Genomic DNA, 20,946 nt, shown 5'->3' with positions numbered 1-20,946 from the left:
TCATGCAGGAACGACAACAGGAACAGGGGCGGCATTTCTTCGCGTTCAACGGCGATGCGGACGGCCTCTGCGCGCTGCAGCAGCTGCGGCTCGCGGAGGGCGAACGCGGCACGCTCGTGACCGGCGTGAAGCGCGACATCAGGCTGCTCGAGCGCATCGACGCGCGGGCCGGCGACCGCGTGACCGTGCTCGACGTGTCGCACGACCAGAACCGCGACGCATGCGCGCGGCTGCTGCGCGACGGCGCCGCGGTTCGCTACTTCGACCATCACTTCGCGGGCGAGCTGCCCGGCGATCCGCGTTTCGACGCGTATATCGACACGGCCGCCGACGTCTGCACGAGCGCGCTCGTGAACCGCCGTCTCGGCGGCCGGCATGTGCGCTGGGCGATCGTCGCGGCGTTCGGCGACGAACTGCCGGCGCTCGGCGACGCGCTCGCGCGCGCATACGGGATCGACGCAGCCGAACGCGGCACGCTGGCCGAACTCGGCCTCTACCTGAACTACAACGCCTACGGCGAATGCGTCGGCGACCTGCATTTCGATCCGGCGGTGCTGGCCGACGCGATGCTGCCATGCGTCGATCCGCTCGACTTCGTGCGCGACACGCCGGTGTTCGCCGCGTTGCGCGACGGCTATCGCGACGACATGGCGCTCGCGGGCGCACTCGCGCCGTTGCGCGACGTGCCGGGCGCGACGCTGATCAGGATGCCGGATCATCCGTGGGCGCGGCGCGCGACGGGGATGCTCGCGAACGAGCGGATGCGCAATGCGCCGCATGCGGCGCTCGCGGTGCTGTCGCCGCGCGCGCAGGGCGGGTTCGTGGTCAGCGTGCGCGTGCCGGACGGCCGGGCGCTCGGCGCGGACGAATTCTGCCGCGGCTTCCCGACCGGTGGCGGGCGCAAGCGCGCGGGCGGCATCAATCATCTGCCGGAAACCGAATTCGACGCGTTCGCCGCGCGCTTCGAAGCGGCGTTCCGTCTCGACTGACCCGAGGGCCTGCGACACGCGCGCCGTGCAACGATGCCACGGCGCGCGCGTCGTGCGACGTGTCGCTGTTCAGCCGGTCGCGTTCGCAAGCACGGCCGGCACGTTGTGGCCGTAGCAGCGTTCCTCGACGCGCTCGGCGATGCGCCAGCCCTGCGCGGTGCGCACGAACCGGTCGACGTACCACAGCCCGAGAAACATCACCTGCGTGCCGCCGTCCGGCAGCGCGACTTCCATCGGATTGAAACAGATCGTGCGGCCGCGCGCGGTGTCGCCGTCGAGCGTGATCGACAGGTTGCCGACCATGTGCTGGTACTGCGGGAACTGCGGCAGCACGGCGCGCAGCCAAGCCTTGATGTCCGGATACGTGCCGGCGATGCCGCCCATCGCGCGATAGTCGATCGTCGCGTCGCGCATGAACACGGTATCGAGCGCGTCGAAGTCGCGCGCATCGATCGCGCTCGAGTACGCGACGATCAGCTCGCGGATGTCGTGATGATCGGAGAGGGTCTGCAGGTCTGGCATCGGTTGCGCTCCGTCACGCGCTTTTGCGCCGGCGGGCCGCATGCAGCGCTTCCGCGCGCTGCTTCACGTCGCGCGCGCACTGGTCGAACCCCTGTTTCACCCAGCCGCCGTGCTCGCGCATGATCGTTTCCGCGTTGAGGCCGAGGAACTGGTCCGTCGTGAAGTAGCGGCAGCGCTCGGCGCCGTCGGCTTCGACGTACTGGTCGCGGCGCGCGGCGTCCTTGTTGTCGTCGGTCGGGCGCTGCTCCCACGACAGCAGGCGCTCGGGCTCGTATGCGACGAGGATTTCGTTGACGGGAATCACCGTCTCCGTGCCGGGAATGCGCACCTGCATGTGCACGAAGTCGCCGATCCGGCCGGTCGTCTCGAGGCCGACGCAGAACGTGTTCCATTCGCCGTAGCGCGGGAAGTCGGTCAGCACTTCCCAGACGACGGCAGCGGGGGCGTCGATCGCGACGGTGATCGAGGTGACGAGATTGGCTGGTTTGGTCATGGCGGGTATCGAATGTGAGTGAGGGAGCGGAGGGGGCCGCGGCTGCGCCCGCACGGGCGGGTACGCGCCGCGACAGCCGGAACGGGTCGCGCCGGCGCCGGCGGGCATGGCGGACGCGCCGCGCAATGCATGGGGCTGAGCGGCGGCCGGCGCGCGTCGCACATCGCGGCGAACCCCACATCGAGCGTAGGCCGGTGCGTGCGGCGAAGAATCGTCGGAACGGACTAAGGCGTTTCACCGGGCCGGCGATCCGGTGTCGGCGTCGGTACGCGACGCACGCGCGCGGTACGCCGTGCGGTTCGAACGTCGACATCGCGCGAACCTGCCGCGACAATACCGGTCACTCTTCAGTTTCCTGCTCGAGGTGCCCGTGCCAGCGAAGTCGACCATTGCTCCTGCCATCGTGTGGTTCCGCGACGATCTGCGCGTGACCGACCAGCCCGCGCTGACGCGCGCGGTTGCGTCGGGCCGGCCGCTCGTATGCGTGTACGTCGACGACACGGGCGAAGGCGCGGGGCGCGCGCTCGGCGGGGCGGCGCGCTGGTGGCTGCATGGGTCGCTCGCCGGACTCGATGCGGCGCTCGCGCGTCATGGCGGACGCCTGCTGCTGTTGCGCGGCGATGCGCCGCGCGAGATCGAACGCGTCGCGCAGGACACGGGCGCGGCAGCGGTGTACTGGAACCGCCGCTATGCGCAGCCGCAGCGCGATGCCGATGCGGCGTTGAAGGCGTCGCTGAAGGCGCGCGGCGTCGAGGTCGAGAGCAGCAACGGCAGCCTGCTGAACGAACCGTGGGACGTGCTGACGGGCGCCGGCACGCCGTTCCAGGTGTTTACCGCGTACTGGCGCGCGGTGCGGCGCGATCGCACGGTGGCGGCGCCGCTGCCGGAGCCTGAGCGGATCGCGTTTCATCCGTGGCCGGCCGGCGTGCGCGAACGCGCTCTGCCGCTCGACGCGCTCGGGTTGCGTCCGCACGCGCCGGACTGGGCGGGCGGCCTGCGCGACGCGTGGCCGGCACCCGACGAAGCCGGCGCACAGGCGCGGCTCGATACGTTTTCCGTCGAGTCGCTGACCGGCTATGCCGATACGCGCGACCGGCCCGACCGGTCGGCGACGAGCCGGCTATCGCCGTGCCTGCGCTTCGGCAACCTGTCGCCGCGACAGGTGTGGCATGCGGTGCAGGGTGCGGCACAGGCGGGCGGTGCGGCCTGCGCGGCCGGCGCCGAGAAGTTCCTGAGCGAACTCGGCTGGCGCGAATTCAGCCATGTGCTGCTGTATTACTTTCCGGCGCTCGCGACCGACAACTTCCGGGCGCAGTTCGACGCGATGCCGTGGCGCGACGATCCTGCCGCGCTGCGCGCGTGGCAGCGCGGGCTGACCGGTTACCCGCTCGTCGATGCGGGGATGCGCGAGCTGTGGACGACCGGCTGGATGCACAACCGCGTGCGGATGGTCGTCGCATCGTTTCTCGTCAAGCATCTGCTGATCGACTGGCGGGCCGGCGAGCGCTGGTTCCACGACACGCTCGTCGACGCGGATGCCGCGAACAACCCGGCGAACTGGCAATGGGTGGCCGGCTGCGGCGCCGACGCCGCGCCGTATTTCCGCATCTTCAATCCGGTGACGCAGGGCCGGAAGTTCGACCCGCAAGGGGCGTACGTGCGCCGCTGGGTGCCGGAACTCGCGGGCCTCGACGCGGTGACGATCCACGCGCCGTGGGAGGCATCCCCGATGGAGCTTGCGGAGGCCGGCGTGCGGCTCGACGTCGACTATCCGGCGCCGATCGTCGATCACGACGGCGCGCGCCGTCGCGCGCTCGATGCGCTGGCCTCGTTGCCGAAGCGTCGCCAGGCGTGACCGGCCGTCGCTGCGCGCGGCACGGTTCGCCGCGTCAGTCGCAGAACGCCGCGTGCTCGAGCAGCGCGAGCGCGACGCCCGAATCGAAGTAGGCCGCGCCGCACCACGCGACGAACGCGAGCGCGCCGGCGGCCAGCGCCGCACGCATCACGCCCATGCGGCTTTGCCCGGCACCGGCCGCGCGATGCGCGCGTCGTCGATCGGCAGGTGCAGCAGCGCGGCCAGCACGCCGAGCGCGATCGAGCCGATCCACAGCGGCAGGTACGAATGCGTCGCGTCGTACACGAGCGCGCCGAGCCAGACGCCGAAGAAACTGCCGAGCTGGTGCCCGAAGAACACGAAGCCGAACAGCGTCGCGATGTAACGCACGCCGAACACCTGCGAGATCACGCCGTTGGTCAGCGGCACCGTGCCGAGCCACGTGAAGCCCATCACGGCCGCGAACACGTAGACGCTCGCGGGCGACAACGGCGCTGCAACGAACGCGGCCATTGCCAGCGCGCGGACGAGGTACAGCACGGACAGCACGTACTTGCGCCGCAGCAGGCCGCCGAGATGGCCGCATGCGTAGGTGCCGGCCACGTTGGTCAGCGCGATCAGCGCGAGCGCGACGCTGGCGTGGCGCGCCGGCAGGCCGTGATCGAGCAGGTAGGCGGGCAGGTGGGTCGCGATGAACGCGAGCTGGAACCCGCACGCGAAGAATCCTGCGTTCAGCAGCCAGAAGCCGCGATGCGCGAACGCTTCGCGCACCGCCGCGCCGATCGACTGGTCGGGGCCGTCCGCGCGGCTCGCGGCCTGCGCGGGCCGGTCGCGCACCAGCACGGCGAGCGGTGCGAGCAGCGCGGTGACGACGGCGAGCGCGACGAAGGCATGCTGCCAGCCGATGCCGCCGATCAGCACCTGCGCGACCGGCACCATGCAGAACTGGCCGAGCCCGCCGATCGCGCCGGCGACGCCGAGCGCCCAGCCGCGCCGGTTGGGCGGAAACAGGCGGCTTAGCGCGCCGTAGATCGACGCGAAGGCCGACCCCGACAGCGCGACGCCGATCACGAACCCCGCGCCGGCCGTGAACACGCCGGCCGACGCGGCGAACGCCATCGTGACGAGCCCGGCCGCGTACAGCAGCATGCCGGCGACGATCACGCGCACCGACCCGAAGCGGTCGGCGATCATGCCGGTGAACGGTTGCGCGATGCCCCAGATCAGGTTCTGCAGCGCGAGCGCGAGGCCGAACGCTTCGCGCGACCAGCCGTGGTCGAGCGTGACGGGGGCGAGGAACAGTCCCTGCACGTGACGGATGCCGAGCGCGGCGCCCATGATCAGGCCGCCCGCGAGCACCGGCAGCCAGCGGCGCCGGGCGTCTTGTTCGATCGGGGTCATGCGTGTCTCCGGATGGATGCGTGCGGCGCGGCGGCCGCGTTCGATCCGATTAGACGATCCGGCCGCCGGCCGCTCAAGCAATCATTCGGTCGCGTTCGCATGCGTGCGGGGAATGTGATGCGGCGCGGACGCGATGTCGGTGACGGGGGCTGCACGCGCCGGATGCGTGAAGCCGCTGCGCCGCATGCAGCCGGCGTGACAGGCGGCCGATGCAGCGGGGACGGGGCGTCGGTGCATTGCCCGTGGCGGCGTTCATGTACGTGCGCAAGACCGCGCCGGCGCCGGCTCGATGCGGAATTTCGCTCGCGGCTACCGCTGCGCCACGTCGTACGCCCGCATCGCGGCGTCGCACTCGGCCGCTTCCGCGAGGATCCAGTCGCGCACGTCGGCGACTTCGCGGCGCGGTGCCGGATCGTGCCGGAACAGCCAGTAGCCGTACGCATCCGACAACGCCTGCGAGTGCGGGCCGAGCACCGCGAGCCGGCCGTCGGCGAGCATCGGCGCGACGAGCGCGAGCCTGCCGAGCGCGACGCCCTGGCCGGCGATCGCGGCGTGGATGACCTGGTCGTACTGGTTGAAGCGCAGCACGCCCTTCGGGCGCGCGTCGCCGAGCCCGGCCGCGTGCAGGTGCGCACGCCACTGCAGTCGGGTTTGCGGCGGCCCGTCGAATTCGAGCAGTACGTGCTCGGCGATAGCGGCCGCGTCGGTGACGGGCCGGGCGGCCAGCGCGGGGTGCGCGACCGGCACGACGATCTCGTCGAACAGGTGCAGCGCGCCGGCCGGCGCGCGCTCGCGCGGGCAGTAGCGGATTCCGAGGTCGATGCCTTCCGCGCGCAAATCGAGTACCTTGTCGTTCGCGGCCACGCGCAAGTCGATGTCGGGCAGGCGCGCCTGCAGGCGCCCGAGTCTGGGCAGCAGCCACAGCGCGGTGACGCCGATGCTCGCGGTGATCGTGACGGGTTGCCGCTCGCGTGCGGCGGCGAGCGATGCGACGGTGTCCTGCAGGCTGAGCAGCGCCGCATCGGCGGCGCGGAACAGCCGCTCGCCTTCCGGCGTGAACGCGATCTTGCGATAGCCGCGCTGCAGCAGCGCGACGCCGAGATGCGCCTCGAGCGCGTGCACCTGGCGGCTGACCGCCGACTGCGTGACGCACAGGTCCTGCGCGGCGAGCGTGATGCTCATGCGGCGGCCGACGGCGACGAAGCCGCGCACGAGGTCCAGCGACGGGAGACGGACGAGCGGCGTTGACATGCGTAGGGCTCATGCGAACGGAGCAGCAAGATTGGTTGAGAACGTCCGGCGCGTCAAGTTCAATGGAGGCTGGCCGATCGGGCGGGCGCCGGGCAGGCGGTGCCGCACAGGAGACACGATGACGATTTCGAACGAAGCAGGCGGGGCCGCGTGCGCGGCGGATCAGGCAGCGGGGCGCCCGGCGGGTGCGTTGCCGCCGGAGGTCGTGACGCTGACCGCGGCCGACGGTTACGTGCTGCGCGGCTACGTGTGGCGGCATCGCGGCAGCACCGTGCGGCCCGTGACGGTCGTCAATTGCGCGACGTCGGTGCGCTGCGACTACTACTTCCGTTTCGCGGCCTGGCTGTTCGCGCGGGGGCGCGACGTGCTCGTCTACGACTATCGCGGGATCGGCGGCTCGCGCCCCGCGCGGCTCGCGAAGCTGCGCGCGAACTGGCTCGACTGGGGGCGGCTCGATTGCGAGGCCGCGCTGCAATACGCGCGCGATGCATTTCCGGGCCAGCCGCTCGACGTCGTCGCGCACAGCATCGGCGGCTGCGTGCTCGGGCTCGCGGCGTCGAACGCGTACGTGCGTCACGTGGTGACGGTGGGCGCGCAGTATGCGTACTGGCGCGACTATCGGCCGGAAGAGCGGCGGCGCATGTGGTGGAAATGGCACGTCGCGATGCCGGCGCTCGCGGCCGTGTTCGGCTACGTGCCCGCGAAGCGGCTCGGCTGGATGGAAGACACGCCGCGCGGCGTCGCGCTGTCGTGGGTGCGCGCGCAACCGCGCTTCGAGGACGCCTTCACGCACGGCCTGCTCGCCGAACCCGCGGCGAGCCGCGCCGCGCTGCCGGCCCGCTTCGCGCGGCTGCCGGCGTCGATGCTCGCGATCGGCCTCGACGACGACGGGTTCGGCACGGTCGACGCGATCGAACGGCTGGTCGGCTACTACACGGGCAGCGACGTCACGCACCTGCGGATCGCGCCGCGCGACATCGGCGTCGACGCGATAGGCCACTTCGCGTTCTTCCACAGCCGCTTCACCGACACGCTGTGGCCCGTCGCGCTGGACTGGCTGCAACACGGCGCGCTGCCGGCCGATGCGCCGGGCCGCGTCCACGCGCGCCATCCGGCGCAGCGTGCGCGGCTGGCGGGAAGCGGCGTGCCGGGTGCCGTCGCGCACGGGTGAACGCGCGCGCAACCCGGCCATCGCGTCGATGAGACGGTTGCACCGGCTGCCGCTGCTGCCGCTGCCGACGATCTCGGTCGCGATGCGTCGGTCTCCGTCCCGTACGATCGATTAACATCGAACGTTTCGTTCGCCTGGCTGCCGCGTGCCGATGTCCATTCCACCCGATTCCGAGATTGCCGACGACCTGTCCCGCGCGTGGCGCGTGCACCTGCTCGATGTGCCGCCGGCCGCGTCGCGTGCCGGCGTGCAGGTCGCGCGCGTCGATTTCGACTGGCGCGTGCCGCTCGCATCGCCCGCCTACGCCGCACTGAGCGACGCGGAGCGGGCGCGTGCCGGGCGCTATCTGCGGCACGAGGATGCGGTGCGCAGTGCCGCGACGCGCGCCGCGCTGCGCGACGTGCTCGGTGCGGCGCTCGGCGTCGCGCCGAAGGACGTCGCGATCGTCGTCGACGCATCGGGACGGCCGTCGCTGGATTCCGCGCATCGCGTGTCGCTCGATTTCAACGTGTCGCACGCGGGCGATCACGCGCTCATCGCGTGGGCGGCGACGGGGCGCGTCGGCGTCGATATCGAAAGCTGCAACCGCACGACCGACTGGCGTGCGCTGACGCGCGAAGTGTGCGCGGCCGCCGAGGCTGCGTATCTCGACGGCCTGCCGCTCGCCGCCCGCGCGGACGCGTTCATGCGCGTGTGGGCCGCGAAGGAGGCGCTGCTGAAGGCGCTCGGCACCGGCATCGTCGGCGGGCTGCGCGCGTTCGCGGTCGTGCCGCCGCGCGATGCGGCGACGCCCGCGACGACGATCGTCGAGCCGGCCGCGCCCGCCGCCGGCGTGGCCGCGTTCGACGCGGGCTGGCTCGACGCGGCGCCCGGCTACGCGGCGTGCGTCGCGTGGGCGCGCTGACCCCGTTTCAGCGCGCGACGCTCATTCGAGCGGTACGTCGTTGGGCGCCGCGTAGCGCGCCTTGATCACGTCGCTCATCGGGAACTCGAACGCGAGCCCCTTCGGCGGCACCGGCTTCATGAACCACTTGTCGTACAGCGCGTTGATCTCGCCGCTCTTCATCAGCTGCACGAGCACGCCGTCGACGAGCGCCTTGAACTGCGGATCGTCCTTGCGCAGCATGAACCCGTACGCTTCCGACGATTGCGGCGTGCCGACGATCGCCCAGTCGGCCGGCTTCGCCGCGAGCTGGCGCACGCCGGCGAGCAGCACGTCGTCCATCATGTACGCGGCCGCGCGGCCCGATTCGAGCGTGAGGCGTCCTTCGCCGTAGTCCTTCGCGCTGATGATCTGCATGTTCATCTTCTTTTCCTCGTTCATCTTGCGCAGCAGGCGTTCGGACGTCGTGCCCTGATTCGTCACGACCGTCTTGCCGGCGAGATCGGGGAAGTCGCGGATGCCCGAGTTCGTGCGCGTGAGCAGGCGCGTCGTCGCGACGAAGAAGGTGGTCGAGAACGCGACCTGCGCGTGACGCGCGGCGAGGTTGGTGGTCACCCCGCATTCGAGATCGACGGTGCCGTTCTGCACGAGCGGGATGCGGTTCTGCGACGTGACCGGGATGAAGCGCGCCTGCAGGTCGGGCTTGCCGGTGCGCGCCTTCACGGCGGCGATCACGCGGTCGCACAGGTCCTGCGAGAAGCCGATCACCTTGCCGCTCGCGTCGACATAGGAGAACGGCACCGACGTCTCGCGATGGCCGATCGAGATCAGGCCGCTTTGCCGCACCTTCTCGAGCGTGCCGGACAGCGGCTCCGCGGCGAGCGATGCGCCGCACGCGAGCGCGCACGCGGCGACGAGCAGGCCGCGGCCGAGAAGGGTGGTCAACCGGGGCGGGGTGGTCATGGCGGATCTCCGTGGGCGGATCGTAGGGAAGCGTCGATTCGTATGTTGCCAAAGACAAAATAATTGCAACATATGTTAATTGAGAAGCCTGTCGGGCCGCTCCGGCGCGCCGCGCCGGACATCAGGGAAACTCCCGAGTCGGAATTATGAAAAACAGGTTGTCTAGACAAGTCGCGGTGGCTACACTGCAATCCATCCCGAACTTGTCTAGACAGGATTGCTCACATGATTACGTTGACCCCCGGCCACCTGACCCTTCCGCAACTGCGCAAGATCGCTCGCGAATCCGTGCAGCTCAAGCTCGACCCGGCGAGCTTCGCGAAGATCGACGCGGGCGCGAAAGCCGTCGCCGACATCGCGGCGAAGGGCGAGCCCGCATACGGCATCAACACGGGTTTCGGCCGCCTGGCCAGCACGCACATCCCGCACGACCAGCTCGAGCTGCTGCAGAAGAACCTGGTGCTGTCGCATGCGGTCGGCGTGGGCGAGCCGATGGCGCGCTCGTCGGTGCGTCTCCTGATGGCACTGAAGCTGTCGAGCCTCGGCCGCGGCCACTCGGGCATCCGTCGCGAAGTGATGGACGCGCTGATCACGCTGTTCAACGCCGACGTGCTGCCGCTGATCCCGGTGAAGGGCTCGGTCGGCGCATCGGGCGACCTGGCACCCCTCGCGCACATGTCGGCCGTGCTGCTGGGCGTCGGTGAAGTGTTCATCCGCGGCGAGCGCGCCAGCGCGCTGGACGGTCTGCGCGTCGCGGGCCTCGCGCCGCTGACGCTGCAGGCGAAGGAAGGCCTGGCGCTGCTGAACGGCACGCAGGCGTCGACCGCGCTGGCGCTCGACAACATGTTCGCGATCGAAGACCTGTACCGCACCGCGCTGGTCGCGGGCGCGCTGTCGGTCGACGCGGCGGCCGGCTCGGTGAAGCCGTTCGACGCCCGCATCCACGAACTGCGCGGCCATCAAGGCCAGATCGACGCGGCCGCGTCGTACCGCGACCTGCTCGAAGGCTCGCCGATCAACCAGTCGCACCGCGACTGCGACAAGGTGCAGGATCCGTACAGCCTGCGCTGCCAGCCGCAGGTGATGGGCGCGTGCCTGGACCAGATGCGCCATGCAGCCGACGTGCTGCTGGTCGAAGCGAACGCCGTGTCGGACAACCCGCTGATCTTCCCGGATACCGGCGAAGTGCTGTCGGGCGGCAACTTCCACGCCGAACCCGTCGCATTCGCGGCCGACAACCTCGCGCTTGCCGCGGCGGAAATCGGCGCGCTGGCCGAGCGCCGCATCGCGCTGCTGATCGACGCGACGCTGTCGGGCCTGCCCCCGTTCCTCGTGAAGGACGGCGGCGTGAACTCGGGCTTCATGATCGCCCACGTGACGGCGGCCGCGCTGGCATCGGAAAACAAGACGCTCGCGCACCCGGCGTCGGTCGACTCGCTGCCGACCTCGGCGAACCAGGAAGACCACGTGTCGATGGCGACGTTCGCCGCGCGCAAGCTCGCCGACATCGCGGACAACACGAAGCACATCCTCGCGATCGAACTGCTGGCCGCCGCCCAGGGCGTCGACCTGCGCGCGCCGTACCACACGAGCCCGAAGCTCGCGCCGGTGATGGAAACGATCCGCGGCAAGGTTGCGCACTACGAGCTCGACCACTACTTCGCACCGGACATCGCGGTGATCGCGAAGCTCGTCGGCGAGCGCGCGTTCGCGAAGGTCGCGCCGTTCTCGTTCGCATCGGAACAGTAAGCCCATGAGCGCGCCGGTCTACCAGGAGATCAAGGATTTCATCCTGGGCCGCATTCACGCCGGCGAGTGGGCGGAGGGCGACCAGGTGCCCTCCGAGAACGAACTGGCCCGCGAGTTCAAGGTCGCGCGCATGACCGTCAACCGCGCGTTGCGCGAGTTGACGGCCGAGCAGGTGCTGACGCGCATGAAGGGCGCCGGCACCTACGTCGCGCGGCCGAAGTACGAGTCGACGCTCGTCGCGATCCGCAGCATCTCGGAAGAGGTCGACGCGCGTGGCCATGCGTACCGCGCCAGCGTACTCGGCCTCGAGACGATCCGCGCCGACGAGGCGCTCGCCGACGAGATGCAGATGGCCGTGCGCGCGAAGCTGTTTTATTCGCAGGTGTTGCACTTCGAGAATGACGAACCCGTCCAGCTCGAAGAACGGTGGGTGAATCCGGCGGTCGCGCCGGATTATGCCGAGCAGGATTTTACGAACACGACGCCGAACCTGTACCTGATGCGCGCGGCCCCGCTGCAGCGCGTCGAGTACCGGATCGAAGCGGCGGCTCCGGCGCCCGGGCGGCGCGAGCAGCTGCGGATGGACGACGTCGAGCCGTGTCTGGTTTTACATCGGCGCACCTGGTCGCAGGGCGTCGTCGCCTCGGTGGCGAATCTGTGGCACCCCGGCAGCCGTTATCGCTTCACCGGGCATTTCTGATACCTATTTGATAGTCATTTTCCTTCGGGAGCAGTCGTCATGAACCATCCGAAACACATCGATCCCCGTCTCGATCCGACCCGCACGATCCGCGCGCCGCGCGGCCGCGAGAAGGTCTGCAAGACCTGGCTGGCCGAAGCGGCCTACCGGATGATCCAGAACAACCTGGATCCGGAAGTCGCCGAGCATCCGCACGCGCTCGTCGTGTACGGCGGCATCGGCCGCGCGGCGCGCAACTGGGAATGCTACGACCAGATCCTCGCGTCGCTGAAGGATCTCGAAGAGAACGAGACGCTGCTGATCCAGTCGGGCAAGCCGGTCGGTGTGTTCCGCACGCACAAGGATGCGCCGCGCGTGCTGCTCGCGAACTCGAACCTGGTGCCGCACTGGGCGACCTGGGATCACTTCCACGAGCTCGACCGCAAGGGCCTGATGATGTACGGCCAGATGACGGCCGGCAGCTGGATCTACATCGGCAGCCAGGGCATCGTGCAGGGCACCTATGAAACCTTCTTCTCGGTCGCGAACCAGCACTTCAACGGCGATCCGTCGGGCCGCTGGATCCTGACGGGCGGCCTCGGCGGCATGGGCGGCGCGCAGCCGCTCGCCGCGACGATGGCCGGCTTCTCGATGATCGCGGTCGAATGCGACGAGACGCGCATCGACTTCCGCCTGAAGACGCGCTACGTCGACAAGAAGGCGACGACGCTCGACGAAGCGCTCGGCATGATCGACGAAGCGAAGCGCACCGGCAAGCCGGTGTCGGTCGGCCTGCTCGGCAACGCGGCCGACGTGTTCGCGGAACTCGTGACGCGCGGTATCACGCCGGACTGCGTGACCGACCAGACGAGCGCGCACGACCCGATCAACGGCTACCTGCCGCAAGGCTGGACCGTCGCGCAATGGCGCGAAGCGCAGAAGGTCGATCCGCAGAGCATCGTGAAGGTCGCGAAGCAGTCGATGGCCGTGCAGGTGCGCGCGATGCTGACGCTGCAGGAGCGCGGCGCCGCCACGCTCGACTACGGCAACAACATCCGCCAGATGGCGCTGGAAATGGGCGTCGAGAACGCATTCGACTTCCCGGGCTTCGTGCCGGCCTATATCCGCCCGCTGTTCTGCGAAGGCAAGGGCCCGTTCCGCTGGGTCGCGCTGTCCGGCGATCCGGAAGACATCTACAAGACCGACCAGAAGGTGAAGGAGCTGATCCCCGACGATCCGCACCTGCACAACTGGCTCGACATGGCGCGTGAGCGCATCGCGTTCCAGGGCCTGCCGGCGCGGATCTGCTGGGTCGGCGTGAAGGATCGCTATCGCCTCGGCCAGGCGTTCAACGAGATGGTGAAGAACGGCGAACTGAAGGCCCCGATCGTGATCGGCCGCGACCACCTCGACACCGGTTCGGTCGCGAGCCCGAACCGCGAGACGGAATCGATGAAGGACGGTTCGGACGCCGTGAGCGACTGGCCGCTGCTGAACGCCCTGCTGAACACCGCAGGCGGCGCATCGTGGGTGTCGCTGCACCACGGCGGCGGCGTCGGCATGGGCTTCTCGCAGCACTCGGGCGTCGTGATCGTCGCCGACGGTACCGCCGAAGCGCACGAGCGTCTCGGCCGCGTGCTGCTGAACGATCCGGCGACGGGCGTGATGCGCCATGCGGATGCCGGCTACGAACTCGCGCAGCAGACGGCCCGCGAAGCCGGCCTGAAGCTGCCGATGCTCGGCCGCTGAGCATGACGGCGCTCGACCAGGCGCCGGTGAGCGTGACGATGATCCGCGCGGCGGATCTCGTCGCGTCGCCGTGGAAGAACGGCGGCGGCGTGACGCGCGAGATCGGTGCATTCCCGCCGGGCGCCGCGCTCGATAGGTTCGCATGGCGCGTGAGCGTCGCGGACGTCGGCGCGGCCGGCCCGTTCTCGCGTTTCGACGGGATCGACCGCACGCTCGTGCTGCTGTCCGGCGCGGGCATGACGCTCGCCGAAGAAGGGGGCGCGCGCCACGTGCTCGACGCGCCGCTCGCGCGTGCGGACTTCGCCGGCGAGACGGCGATCGACGCGACGCTGCACGACGGCGCGACGCGCGACTTCAACCTGATGACGCGCCGTTCGGCCGCGCGCGGGACGCTCGACGTGTGGCCCGAAGGCACGCACCGCGCCGAGCGCGCCGATACCGTGCTGCTGTTCTGCGCGACGGGCGCGGTCGGCGTCGAGATCGACGGCGCGCACTACGCACTGCAGGAAATGGACACGCTGCGGCTCGACGGGCCGCAGCGTGCGTTTGACGTCGTCGTGAGCGGAGGCGGCGCGCTGCTCGCCGTGTCGCTCGCCGTCGGCGAACGAGACTGAACGCATGAAACCGACTGTCTGGCATCACCTGAGGCTGTGTCCGCACGGCCATCCCGACGAAACGATCGACGACGCGGCGATCGCCGTCGACGAAACCGGCACGATCGTGTGGCTCGGCGCGTTGTCCGCGCTGCCGCACGGTTATGCGCACTGGCAGCGGGAAGACCTGCACGGCGCGTGGGTGACGCCGGGCCTCGTCGACTGCCATACGCACCTCGTGTACGGCGGCACGCGGGCCGACGAGTTCGCGCAGCGCCTCGCCGGCGTCAGCTACGAGGAGATCGCGCGGCAGGGCGGCGGGATCGTGTCGACGGTGCGCGCGACGCGCGCGGCCGACGAGACGACGCTGTTCGTGCAGGCCGCCGCGCGCCTGCAGCCGCTGCTCGCCGACGGCGTGACGGCGATCGAGATCAAGTCGGGCTACGGGCTCGACCTCGCGAGCGAGCGCAAGATGCTGCGCGTCGCGCGCCAGCTCGGCGAGCGCTTCCCGGTCACGGTCTACACCACGTTCCTCGGCGCGCACGCGCTGCCGCCGGAATATGCGGGCCGTGCGGATGAATACATCGACGAAGTGTGCGGCCGGATGCTGCCGGCGCTCGCCGACGAAGGCCTGGTCGACGCGGTCGACGTGTTCTGCGAGCGCATCGGTTTTTCGCTCGCGCAGACCGAGCGCGTGTTCGAGGCCGCGACGCGGCGCGGGCTGCCGGTGAAACTGCACGCGGAGCAGTTGTCGAACGCGGGCGGCACCGCGCTTGCCGCGCGTTATCGCGCGCTGTCGGCTGACCACCTCGAATTTCTCGACGAAGCCGGCATCGAGGCGATGAAGGCGGCCGGCACGGTCGCCGTGCTGCTGCCCGGCGCGTATTACTTCATTCGCGAAACGCAATTGCCGCCGATCGAGCTGCTGCGCAAGCATGGCGTGCCGATCGCGCTCGCGACCGATCACAACCCCGGTACCTCGCCGCTCGAATCGCTGCTGCTGACGCTGAACATGGGCTGCACGCTGTTCCGCATGACGGTGCCCGAGGTGCTGCAGGGCGTGACGCGCCATGCGGCCGCGGCGCTCGGTCGCGCCGATCGTCACGGTGCGCTCGAGATCGGCCGCCAGGCCGATTTCGCGGTCTGGTCGGTCGGCTCGCTGTCGGAGCTCGCGTACTGGATCGGCCGGCCGCTGTGCGAGCAGGTCGTGCGCGGCGGCGCGACGGTGTTTCGCCGGATGAACGGCTAGTTTTTGCGGAGGGCCGGACGCGGCGCTGAAGCGTCGGTCCGGTCGATCGCCACGGAGCGGAAGCGGGCGCCGACGCGCCGCCTCCTGCCATCCGGGGCTTGGGACCGGACTGCGCGTTAGCTCGCCGAATCCGGCCAACAAGGACTCACGATGACCGACTCTATGTTGTTCGCAGACCATGCCCGGCTGCCCGATGGCTGGCGCCGCAACGTGCTGCTGCGCTGGGACGCGGCCGGCACGCTGACCGACGTGACGCCCGACACCGACGCGCCGGCCGGCGTCGCGCGCGCGGCCGGGCCCGTGCTGCCCGGCATGCCGAACCTGCATTCGCACGCGTTCCAGCGCGCGATGGCGGGGCTCACCGAATATCGCGCGAATCCCGCCGACAGCTTCTGGAGCTGGCGCGACCTGATGTACCGCTTCGCGCTGAAGATCACGCCCGACGCGCTTGCGGCGATCGCGCGCTGGCTGTACGTCGAGATGCTGAAGTGCGGCTACACGTCGGTCTGCGAATTCCACTACGTGCATCACGCGCAGGACGGCTCACGCTATCCGCAGATCGCGGAACTCGGTGCGCGCGTGATCGATGCCGCGCGCTCGGCCGGCATCGGCATCACGATGCTGCCCGTGTCGTACCAGTTCGCCGGCTTCGGCAACAAGCCGCCGCGCGACGACCAGCGTCGCTTCATCAATACGCCGGACGGCCTGCTCGAGCTGCTCGACGCGATGCGCCGCGTCGCGCCCGAGCACGGCGGCCTGCGCTACGGCGTCGCCCCGCACTCGCTGCGCGCGGTGTCCGAGAACGGCTTGCGCGTGCTGCTCGAAGGCCTGCCCGACGACGCGCCGGTGCATATCCATATCGCCGAACAGACGGCCGAAGTCGATGATTGCGTGCGCGCGTACGGCGCGCGTCCTGTGCAATGGCTGCTCGATCGTTTCGACGTCGATGCGCGCTGGTGCCTCGTGCACGCGACGCACGTCGATGCGGCCGAAACGGCCGCGCTCGCGAAGCGTCGCGCGGTGGCCGGCCTGTGCCTGACCACCGAGGCGAACCTCGGCGACGGCGTGTTCCCGGCGCTCGACTATCTCGCGCAGGGCGGCGTGATCGGCGTCGGCTCGGACAGCCATGCGTCGGTCGACTGGCGCTCGGAACTGCGCCTGCTCGAATACGGGCAGCGGCTCGTGCATCGCGCGCGCAACGTGCTCGCGAGCGACACGCAGGCGCATGTCGCCGACCGGCTGTTCGACGCGTCGCTCGCGGGCGGCGCGCAGGCGAGCGGGCGGCGTATCGGCGCGCTGCGTGAAGGCAGCCGCGCCGACTGGCTCGTGCTCGATCCCGATCATCCGGCGATTGCCGAGCACGACAGCACGGCGTGGTTGTCGGGCGCGGTGTTCGCCGAGCACGGCGACACGCCGGTGCTCGACGTCTATACCGGCGGCGAGCGCGTCGTGAGCGGCCGCCGCCATCGCGACGAAGCCGCAGCTTATGCCGACTACCGCGCCGCGCTGGCGCAACTGCTGCGCTGAATGCGCGGCATCCGGCGCACGCCGCGCGCGTGCGCCGGCCGACTTTTACGGTGATGCGACATGACTGAACAACCGGCTGTATTCACGCTGAAGCAGGGCACGCTGCCGCTGCTGATCTCGATTCCGCACGCAGGCACCCACATCCCCGACGACATCGCCGCGACGATGACGCCCGACGCGCGCTTCGTCGACGATTGCGACTGGCACCTCGAGCGCCTGTACGGTTTCGCGGCGACGCTCGGCGCGTCGATCCTCGTGCCGTCGCACGCGCGTTACGTCGTCGACCTGAACCGTCCGCCCGACAACGAGAACCTGTATCCGGGGCAGGACACGACCGGGCTCGTGCCGGTCGATACGTTCGACAAGGCACCGCTGTATCCGGCGGGCGCGCTGCCCGGCAACGACGAGATCATGCGCCGTCGCGACCGCTACTGGCGCCCGTATCACGACGCGCTGCAGGGCGAGATCGCGCGGCTGAAGCGCGAGCACGGCCGCGTGCTCGTGTGGGAAGCGCATTCGATCCGCTCGCACGTGCCGCGCTTCTTCGAGGGCCGCCTGCCGGACTTCAACTTCGGCACGTCGAGCGGCGCGAGCGCCGCGCCGGGCCTTGCCGAGGCGCTGGCCGCATGCGTGAGCGCGCACGGCGGTTATACGGCCGTCGCGAACGGGCGTTTCAAGGGCGGCTACATCACGCGCCACTACGGCGTGCCCGCGACCGGCGTCGAAGCCGTGCAACTGGAGCTGTCGCAGATCACTTACATGGAAGAGACGCGTCCGTATGCGTACGACGAAGCGCGCGCCGCGCGGATCGTGCCCCTGCTGCAGACGCTCGTCGAAACCGCGCTCGCGCATCGCTGATCCGTCGGCGCGCGCTGCGTGCGGCGGCACGGCGCGATGTCGCGCCACGGCCGGCCGGCTGGCAAGGCGCACATTGGTGCATCGCACACAACGGCATCGACCCGAGCGGTCGATGCCGTTTTTTTCGTCTGATCGATGTCGGGATCGGTACCTGAAAATTTGACGCAATTTTTAGGTGATATAAGCTGAATGTCAGGAAGTCGTCACGCGCGCCCCGGCCGCGACGGCGTCGATCAGCGCCGCACCGCGCCGGAATCCGTTGCGAGACACCTTGCCGACGTGTCGTCGCGCGGCATTGCCGCCCCCGCTTCATCGCGACACGTGTCCTGCCTTCATCAGTCAGTCGAGTACGATCGTGAAAGCCGCCAGCCCTTCGATACGCCGGACCCGAAGTCCGTCGGCGGGCGCGCCGCCTCAGGCCGGGCCGATCCGGCATGCTGATCGCGGCACGCGCGCCGCCCCCATACGCGAGCCCCGCTTCTTCGCTGTGCCCCATCGCGGCCTGCGCCGCTTCAATGTCGTCACCGCACACGTGTTCAGCGCGGTGCAGTGCGACGGCAGCGCTTCATTGTTGCCCTAGCGTCCTTTTCCGCTTTCGCGTCGGATCGCACCGCCTGCTGCCGCACCGTCCGAGCGGCACGATCGCGCGTGGACGCGTGCAGCGCCATCGCGGGCCGCCATCGTCCTGCGCGTCCGCACGCGTCGCGCATTTATCGCGGAGGCGATCATGCGACCGCGCCCGCTCGTAGCCGTCACCGCCGATCGCGTCATGCGCGGCGCCCATCCGAACCACACGGCCGGGGAGAAGTATCTCGTCGCGCTGGTCGACGGTGCCGGCGCGCTGGCGTTCGTGCTGCCCGCGCTGGGTGCGCGGCAGCCGGTCGACGCGATCGTCGCGGCGATCGACGGGCTGCTGCTGACCGGCAGCTATTCGAACGTCGAGCCGCATCACTACGGCGGCCCGGCGAGCGCGCCCGATACCCTGCACGATCCCGCGCGCGATGCGACCGCGCTGCCGCTGATCCGAGCGGCGATCGATGCGGGCGTGCCGGTGCTCGCGATCTGCCGCGGCATGCAGGAGCTGAACGTCGCGTATGGCGGCACCTTGCATCAGCGGCTGCATGCGAGCGCGGGCTTCGACGATCATCGCGAGCGCGACGGCGATCCGCTCGAGCGGCAGTACGGCCCCGCGCACCGCGTGCAGCTCGCGCCGGGCGGGCTGCTACAACGGATCGCGCACGGCGCGCACGACGCGATCGTCAATTCGTTGCACGACCAGGGTATCGCGCGGCTCGGCGCGGGCCTCGCGGTCGAGGCGAGCGCGCCCGACGGGCTGATCGAGGCCGTGAGCGTGCGCGGCGCGCGTGCGTTCGCGCTCGGCGTGCAGTGGCATCCCGAATGGCGCCACGCGGAGCAACCGCTGTCGCGCGACATCTTTACGGCATTCGGCGCGGCGTGCCGCGCGCGCATGACACACCGCATTTATGCGGCCGGCGGCACCATGCCGTCGCCGGCTGCATCCGACATCGACTGAACGAGGCCGATCATGCAACCCGAACTGAGCGAATTCCTGCGCCAGCACCGCATCACCGAAGTCGAGGCGATCATTCCCGACATGGCCGGCATCGCGCGCGGCAAGATCATTCCGCGCAACAAATTCGAGTCCGGCGAATCGATGCGCCTGCCGCAGGCCGTGATGGTGCAGACCGTCACCGGCGACTATCCGGAGGACGGCACGCTGACCGGCGTGACCGATCCCGACATGGTGTGCGTGCCCGATCCGTCGACGATCTGCCTGATTCCGTGGGCCGTCGACCCGACCGCGCAGGTGATCCACGATTGCGTGCATTTCGACGGTTCGCCGGTCGAGATCTCGCCGCGCTACGTGCTGCGCCGCGTGCTCGACCTGTACAAGGAAAAGGGCTGGAAGCCCGTGGTCGCGCCTGAACTCGAGTTCTATCTGGTCGACATGAACGCCGACCCCGACCTGCCGCTGCGTCCGCCGGTCGGGCGCACGGGGCGGGCGGAAACCGGCCGTCAGTCGTATTCGATCGAGGCCGTCAACGAGTTCGATCCGCTGTTCGAGGACATCTACGAATACTGCGAGATGCAGGGCCTCGACATCGAGACGCTGATCCACGAGGTCGGCGCCGCGCAGATGGAGATCAACTTCGTGCACGGCGACGCGCTGTCGCTCGCCGACCAGGTGTTCCTGTTCAAGCGCACGGTGCGCGAGGCGGCGCTGCGCCACAACATGTATGCGACGTTCATGGCCAAGCCGATGGAAAACGAGCCGGGCTCCGCGATGCATATCCACCAGAGCCTCGCCGATGTGCACACCGGCCGCAACCTGTTCGCCGACGACGGCGGCGTCGTGTCGCCGATGTTCCAAAGCTATCTTGCGGGCCTGCAGAAATATACGCCCGCGCTGATGCCGATCTTCGCACCGTACATCAACTCGTATCGCCGCCTGTCGCGCTTCATGGCCGCGCCGATCAACGTGCAGTGGGGCTACGACAACCGTACGGTCGGCTTTCGCATCCCGCAGTCGACGCCGGTCGCGCGGCGCATCGAGAACCGGATTCCGGGCGTCGACTGCAATCCGTACCTCGCGTTCGCGGCGACGCTCGCCGCCGGTTATCTCGGCCTCACGCAGCAGCTCGCGCCGACCGAACCGATCGCGTCCGACGGCTACGACCTGCCGTACCAGCTGCCGCGCAACCTCGAGGAAGGCATCTCGCTGATGGCGGCGTGCACGCCGCTCGCCGGCATTCTCGGTGACAAGTTCGTGAAGGCGTACCTGGCGCTGAAGGAAACCGAATACGAAGCGTTCTTCCGCGTGATCAGTTCGTGGGAACGTCGCCATCTGCTGCTGCACGTGTGAGCGTGCGCACGACCGCATCAAGGAACGACGGAGGAAACATGACTTACCGTAACGAACCCGCGTGGATCCAGCCCGCCGCGCCGGCCACCGCACCGCGCACGACGCAGGCACGCTCGACCGCCGAATACCGCGCGCTCGACGCCGCGCACCA

General features: G+C 69.8%; 19 protein-coding genes. 13 read left to right on the top strand and 6 right to left on the bottom strand.

Annotated elements, in window-relative coordinates:
- Positions 1-2: 2 nt before the first annotated feature.
- On the top strand, positions 3-989 hold the full coding sequence (locus DID98_RS33460; protein ID WP_124523596.1) for an acetyltransferase: 987 nt from the start codon (positions 3-5) through the stop codon (positions 987-989).
- A 69-nt stretch (positions 990-1,058) separates the two neighbouring features.
- Here the strand turns inward: DID98_RS33460 and DID98_RS33455 are convergent, their stop codons facing one another.
- Together DID98_RS33455 and DID98_RS33450 are read right to left on the bottom strand one after the other, a co-directional pair.
- The gene (locus DID98_RS33455) at positions 1,059-1,511 is read right to left on the bottom strand and encodes a nuclear transport factor 2 family protein (RefSeq protein WP_124572085.1); all 453 of its coding nucleotides are present in this window, start codon (positions 1,509-1,511) and stop codon (positions 1,059-1,061) included.
- A 13-nt stretch (positions 1,512-1,524) separates the two neighbouring features.
- Positions 1,525-2,004, bottom strand: coding sequence for an SRPBCC domain-containing protein (locus tag DID98_RS33450; RefSeq protein ID WP_124572084.1), 480 nt, complete (start codon positions 2,002-2,004; stop codon positions 1,525-1,527).
- A 370-nt stretch (positions 2,005-2,374) separates the two neighbouring features.
- Here DID98_RS33450 and DID98_RS33445 point away from each other — a divergent pair, with 370 nt between their 5' ends.
- Positions 2,375-3,859: a deoxyribodipyrimidine photo-lyase gene (locus DID98_RS33445; protein WP_124523592.1), complete on the top strand. Its 1,485-nt coding sequence runs from the start codon at positions 2,375-2,377 to the stop codon at positions 3,857-3,859.
- Between the two features lie 34 nt (positions 3,860-3,893).
- Here the strand turns inward: DID98_RS33445 and DID98_RS36455 are convergent, their stop codons facing one another.
- The 3 genes from DID98_RS36455 to DID98_RS33435 all read right to left on the bottom strand — a co-directional run bounded on the left by DID98_RS36455 (position 3,894) and on the right by DID98_RS33435 (position 6,490).
- Positions 3,894-4,016, bottom strand: coding sequence for a hypothetical protein (locus DID98_RS36455; RefSeq protein ID WP_044847646.1), 123 nt, complete (start codon positions 4,014-4,016; stop codon positions 3,894-3,896).
- On the bottom strand, positions 4,007-5,239 hold the full coding sequence (locus DID98_RS33440; protein ID WP_260428131.1) for an MFS transporter: 1,233 nt from the start codon (positions 5,237-5,239) through the stop codon (positions 4,007-4,009). The genes DID98_RS36455 and DID98_RS33440 overlap by 10 nt, the downstream gene beginning before the upstream one ends.
- A gap of 309 nt (positions 5,240-5,548) precedes the next feature.
- On the bottom strand, positions 5,549-6,490 hold the full coding sequence (locus tag DID98_RS33435; RefSeq protein WP_124489547.1) for a LysR substrate-binding domain-containing protein: 942 nt from the start codon (positions 6,488-6,490) through the stop codon (positions 5,549-5,551).
- 118 nt (positions 6,491-6,608) lie between these two features.
- Here DID98_RS33435 and DID98_RS33430 point away from each other — a divergent pair, with 118 nt between their 5' ends.
- Together DID98_RS33430 and DID98_RS33425 are read left to right on the top strand one after the other, a co-directional pair.
- The gene (locus DID98_RS33430) at positions 6,609-7,661 is read left to right on the top strand and encodes an alpha/beta fold hydrolase (protein WP_124572083.1); all 1,053 of its coding nucleotides are present in this window, start codon (positions 6,609-6,611) and stop codon (positions 7,659-7,661) included.
- Positions 7,662-7,812: 151 nt separating this feature from the next.
- Positions 7,813-8,565: a 4'-phosphopantetheinyl transferase superfamily protein gene (locus tag DID98_RS33425; protein ID WP_124572082.1), complete on the top strand. Its 753-nt coding sequence runs from the start codon at positions 7,813-7,815 to the stop codon at positions 8,563-8,565.
- Between the two features lie 21 nt (positions 8,566-8,586).
- Here the strand turns inward: DID98_RS33425 and DID98_RS33420 are convergent, their stop codons facing one another.
- Entirely contained in the window at positions 8,587-9,507 is a 921-nt protein-coding gene (locus DID98_RS33420; RefSeq protein ID WP_124572081.1) for a glutamate/aspartate ABC transporter substrate-binding protein, read from the bottom strand.
- Positions 9,508-9,732: 225 nt separating this feature from the next.
- Between DID98_RS33420 and hutH the strand changes: the two genes are divergently transcribed.
- From hutH to DID98_RS33370, 9 genes are all read left to right on the top strand, one after another.
- Positions 9,733-11,256: a histidine ammonia-lyase gene (hutH, locus tag DID98_RS33415; RefSeq protein ID WP_044847651.1), complete on the top strand. Its 1,524-nt coding sequence runs from the start codon at positions 9,733-9,735 to the stop codon at positions 11,254-11,256.
- Positions 11,257-11,260: 4 nt separating this feature from the next.
- Positions 11,261-11,956 carry a histidine utilization repressor gene (gene hutC, locus DID98_RS33410; protein WP_124489552.1) on the top strand — a complete coding sequence of 232 codons (696 nt, stop codon included), beginning with the start codon at positions 11,261-11,263 and terminating at the stop codon, positions 11,954-11,956.
- A gap of 39 nt (positions 11,957-11,995) precedes the next feature.
- Entirely contained in the window at positions 11,996-13,684 is a 1,689-nt protein-coding gene (gene hutU / locus DID98_RS33405) for a urocanate hydratase (protein ID WP_124572080.1), read from the top strand.
- Positions 13,685-13,686: 2 nt separating this feature from the next.
- Positions 13,687-14,298 carry a HutD family protein gene (locus DID98_RS33400; RefSeq protein ID WP_124489553.1) on the top strand — a complete coding sequence of 204 codons (612 nt, stop codon included), beginning with the start codon at positions 13,687-13,689 and terminating at the stop codon, positions 14,296-14,298.
- 4 nt (positions 14,299-14,302) lie between these two features.
- Positions 14,303-15,526, top strand: a complete 1,224-nt coding sequence (gene hutI / locus DID98_RS33395) for an imidazolonepropionase (RefSeq protein WP_044847655.1) — start codon at positions 14,303-14,305, stop codon at positions 15,524-15,526.
- 150 nt (positions 15,527-15,676) lie between these two features.
- Positions 15,677-17,053: a formimidoylglutamate deiminase gene (locus tag DID98_RS33390; protein WP_124572079.1), complete on the top strand. Its 1,377-nt coding sequence runs from the start codon at positions 15,677-15,679 to the stop codon at positions 17,051-17,053.
- 60 nt (positions 17,054-17,113) lie between these two features.
- Complete coding sequence (gene hutG / locus DID98_RS33385) at positions 17,114-17,911, top strand: N-formylglutamate deformylase (RefSeq protein ID WP_124489555.1); 798 nt, start codon at positions 17,114-17,116, stop codon at positions 17,909-17,911.
- A gap of 727 nt (positions 17,912-18,638) precedes the next feature.
- Positions 18,639-19,445 (top strand): gamma-glutamyl-gamma-aminobutyrate hydrolase family protein, encoded by an 807-nt coding sequence (locus tag DID98_RS33375; protein WP_124572078.1) that lies wholly within the window; start codon positions 18,639-18,641, stop codon positions 19,443-19,445.
- Between the two features lie 12 nt (positions 19,446-19,457).
- Positions 19,458-20,795 carry a glutamine synthetase family protein gene (locus DID98_RS33370; RefSeq protein ID WP_044847659.1) on the top strand — a complete coding sequence of 446 codons (1,338 nt, stop codon included), beginning with the start codon at positions 19,458-19,460 and terminating at the stop codon, positions 20,793-20,795.
- Positions 20,796-20,946 lie beyond the last annotated feature (151 nt).

Source organism: Burkholderia sp. Bp8984 (assembly GCF_003853755.1).
Taxonomy (GTDB): domain Bacteria; phylum Pseudomonadota; class Gammaproteobacteria; order Burkholderiales; family Burkholderiaceae; genus Burkholderia.
The sequence above is the reverse complement of the archived record's forward strand: the minus strand, read 5'-3'. Positions and strand labels throughout refer to the sequence as shown.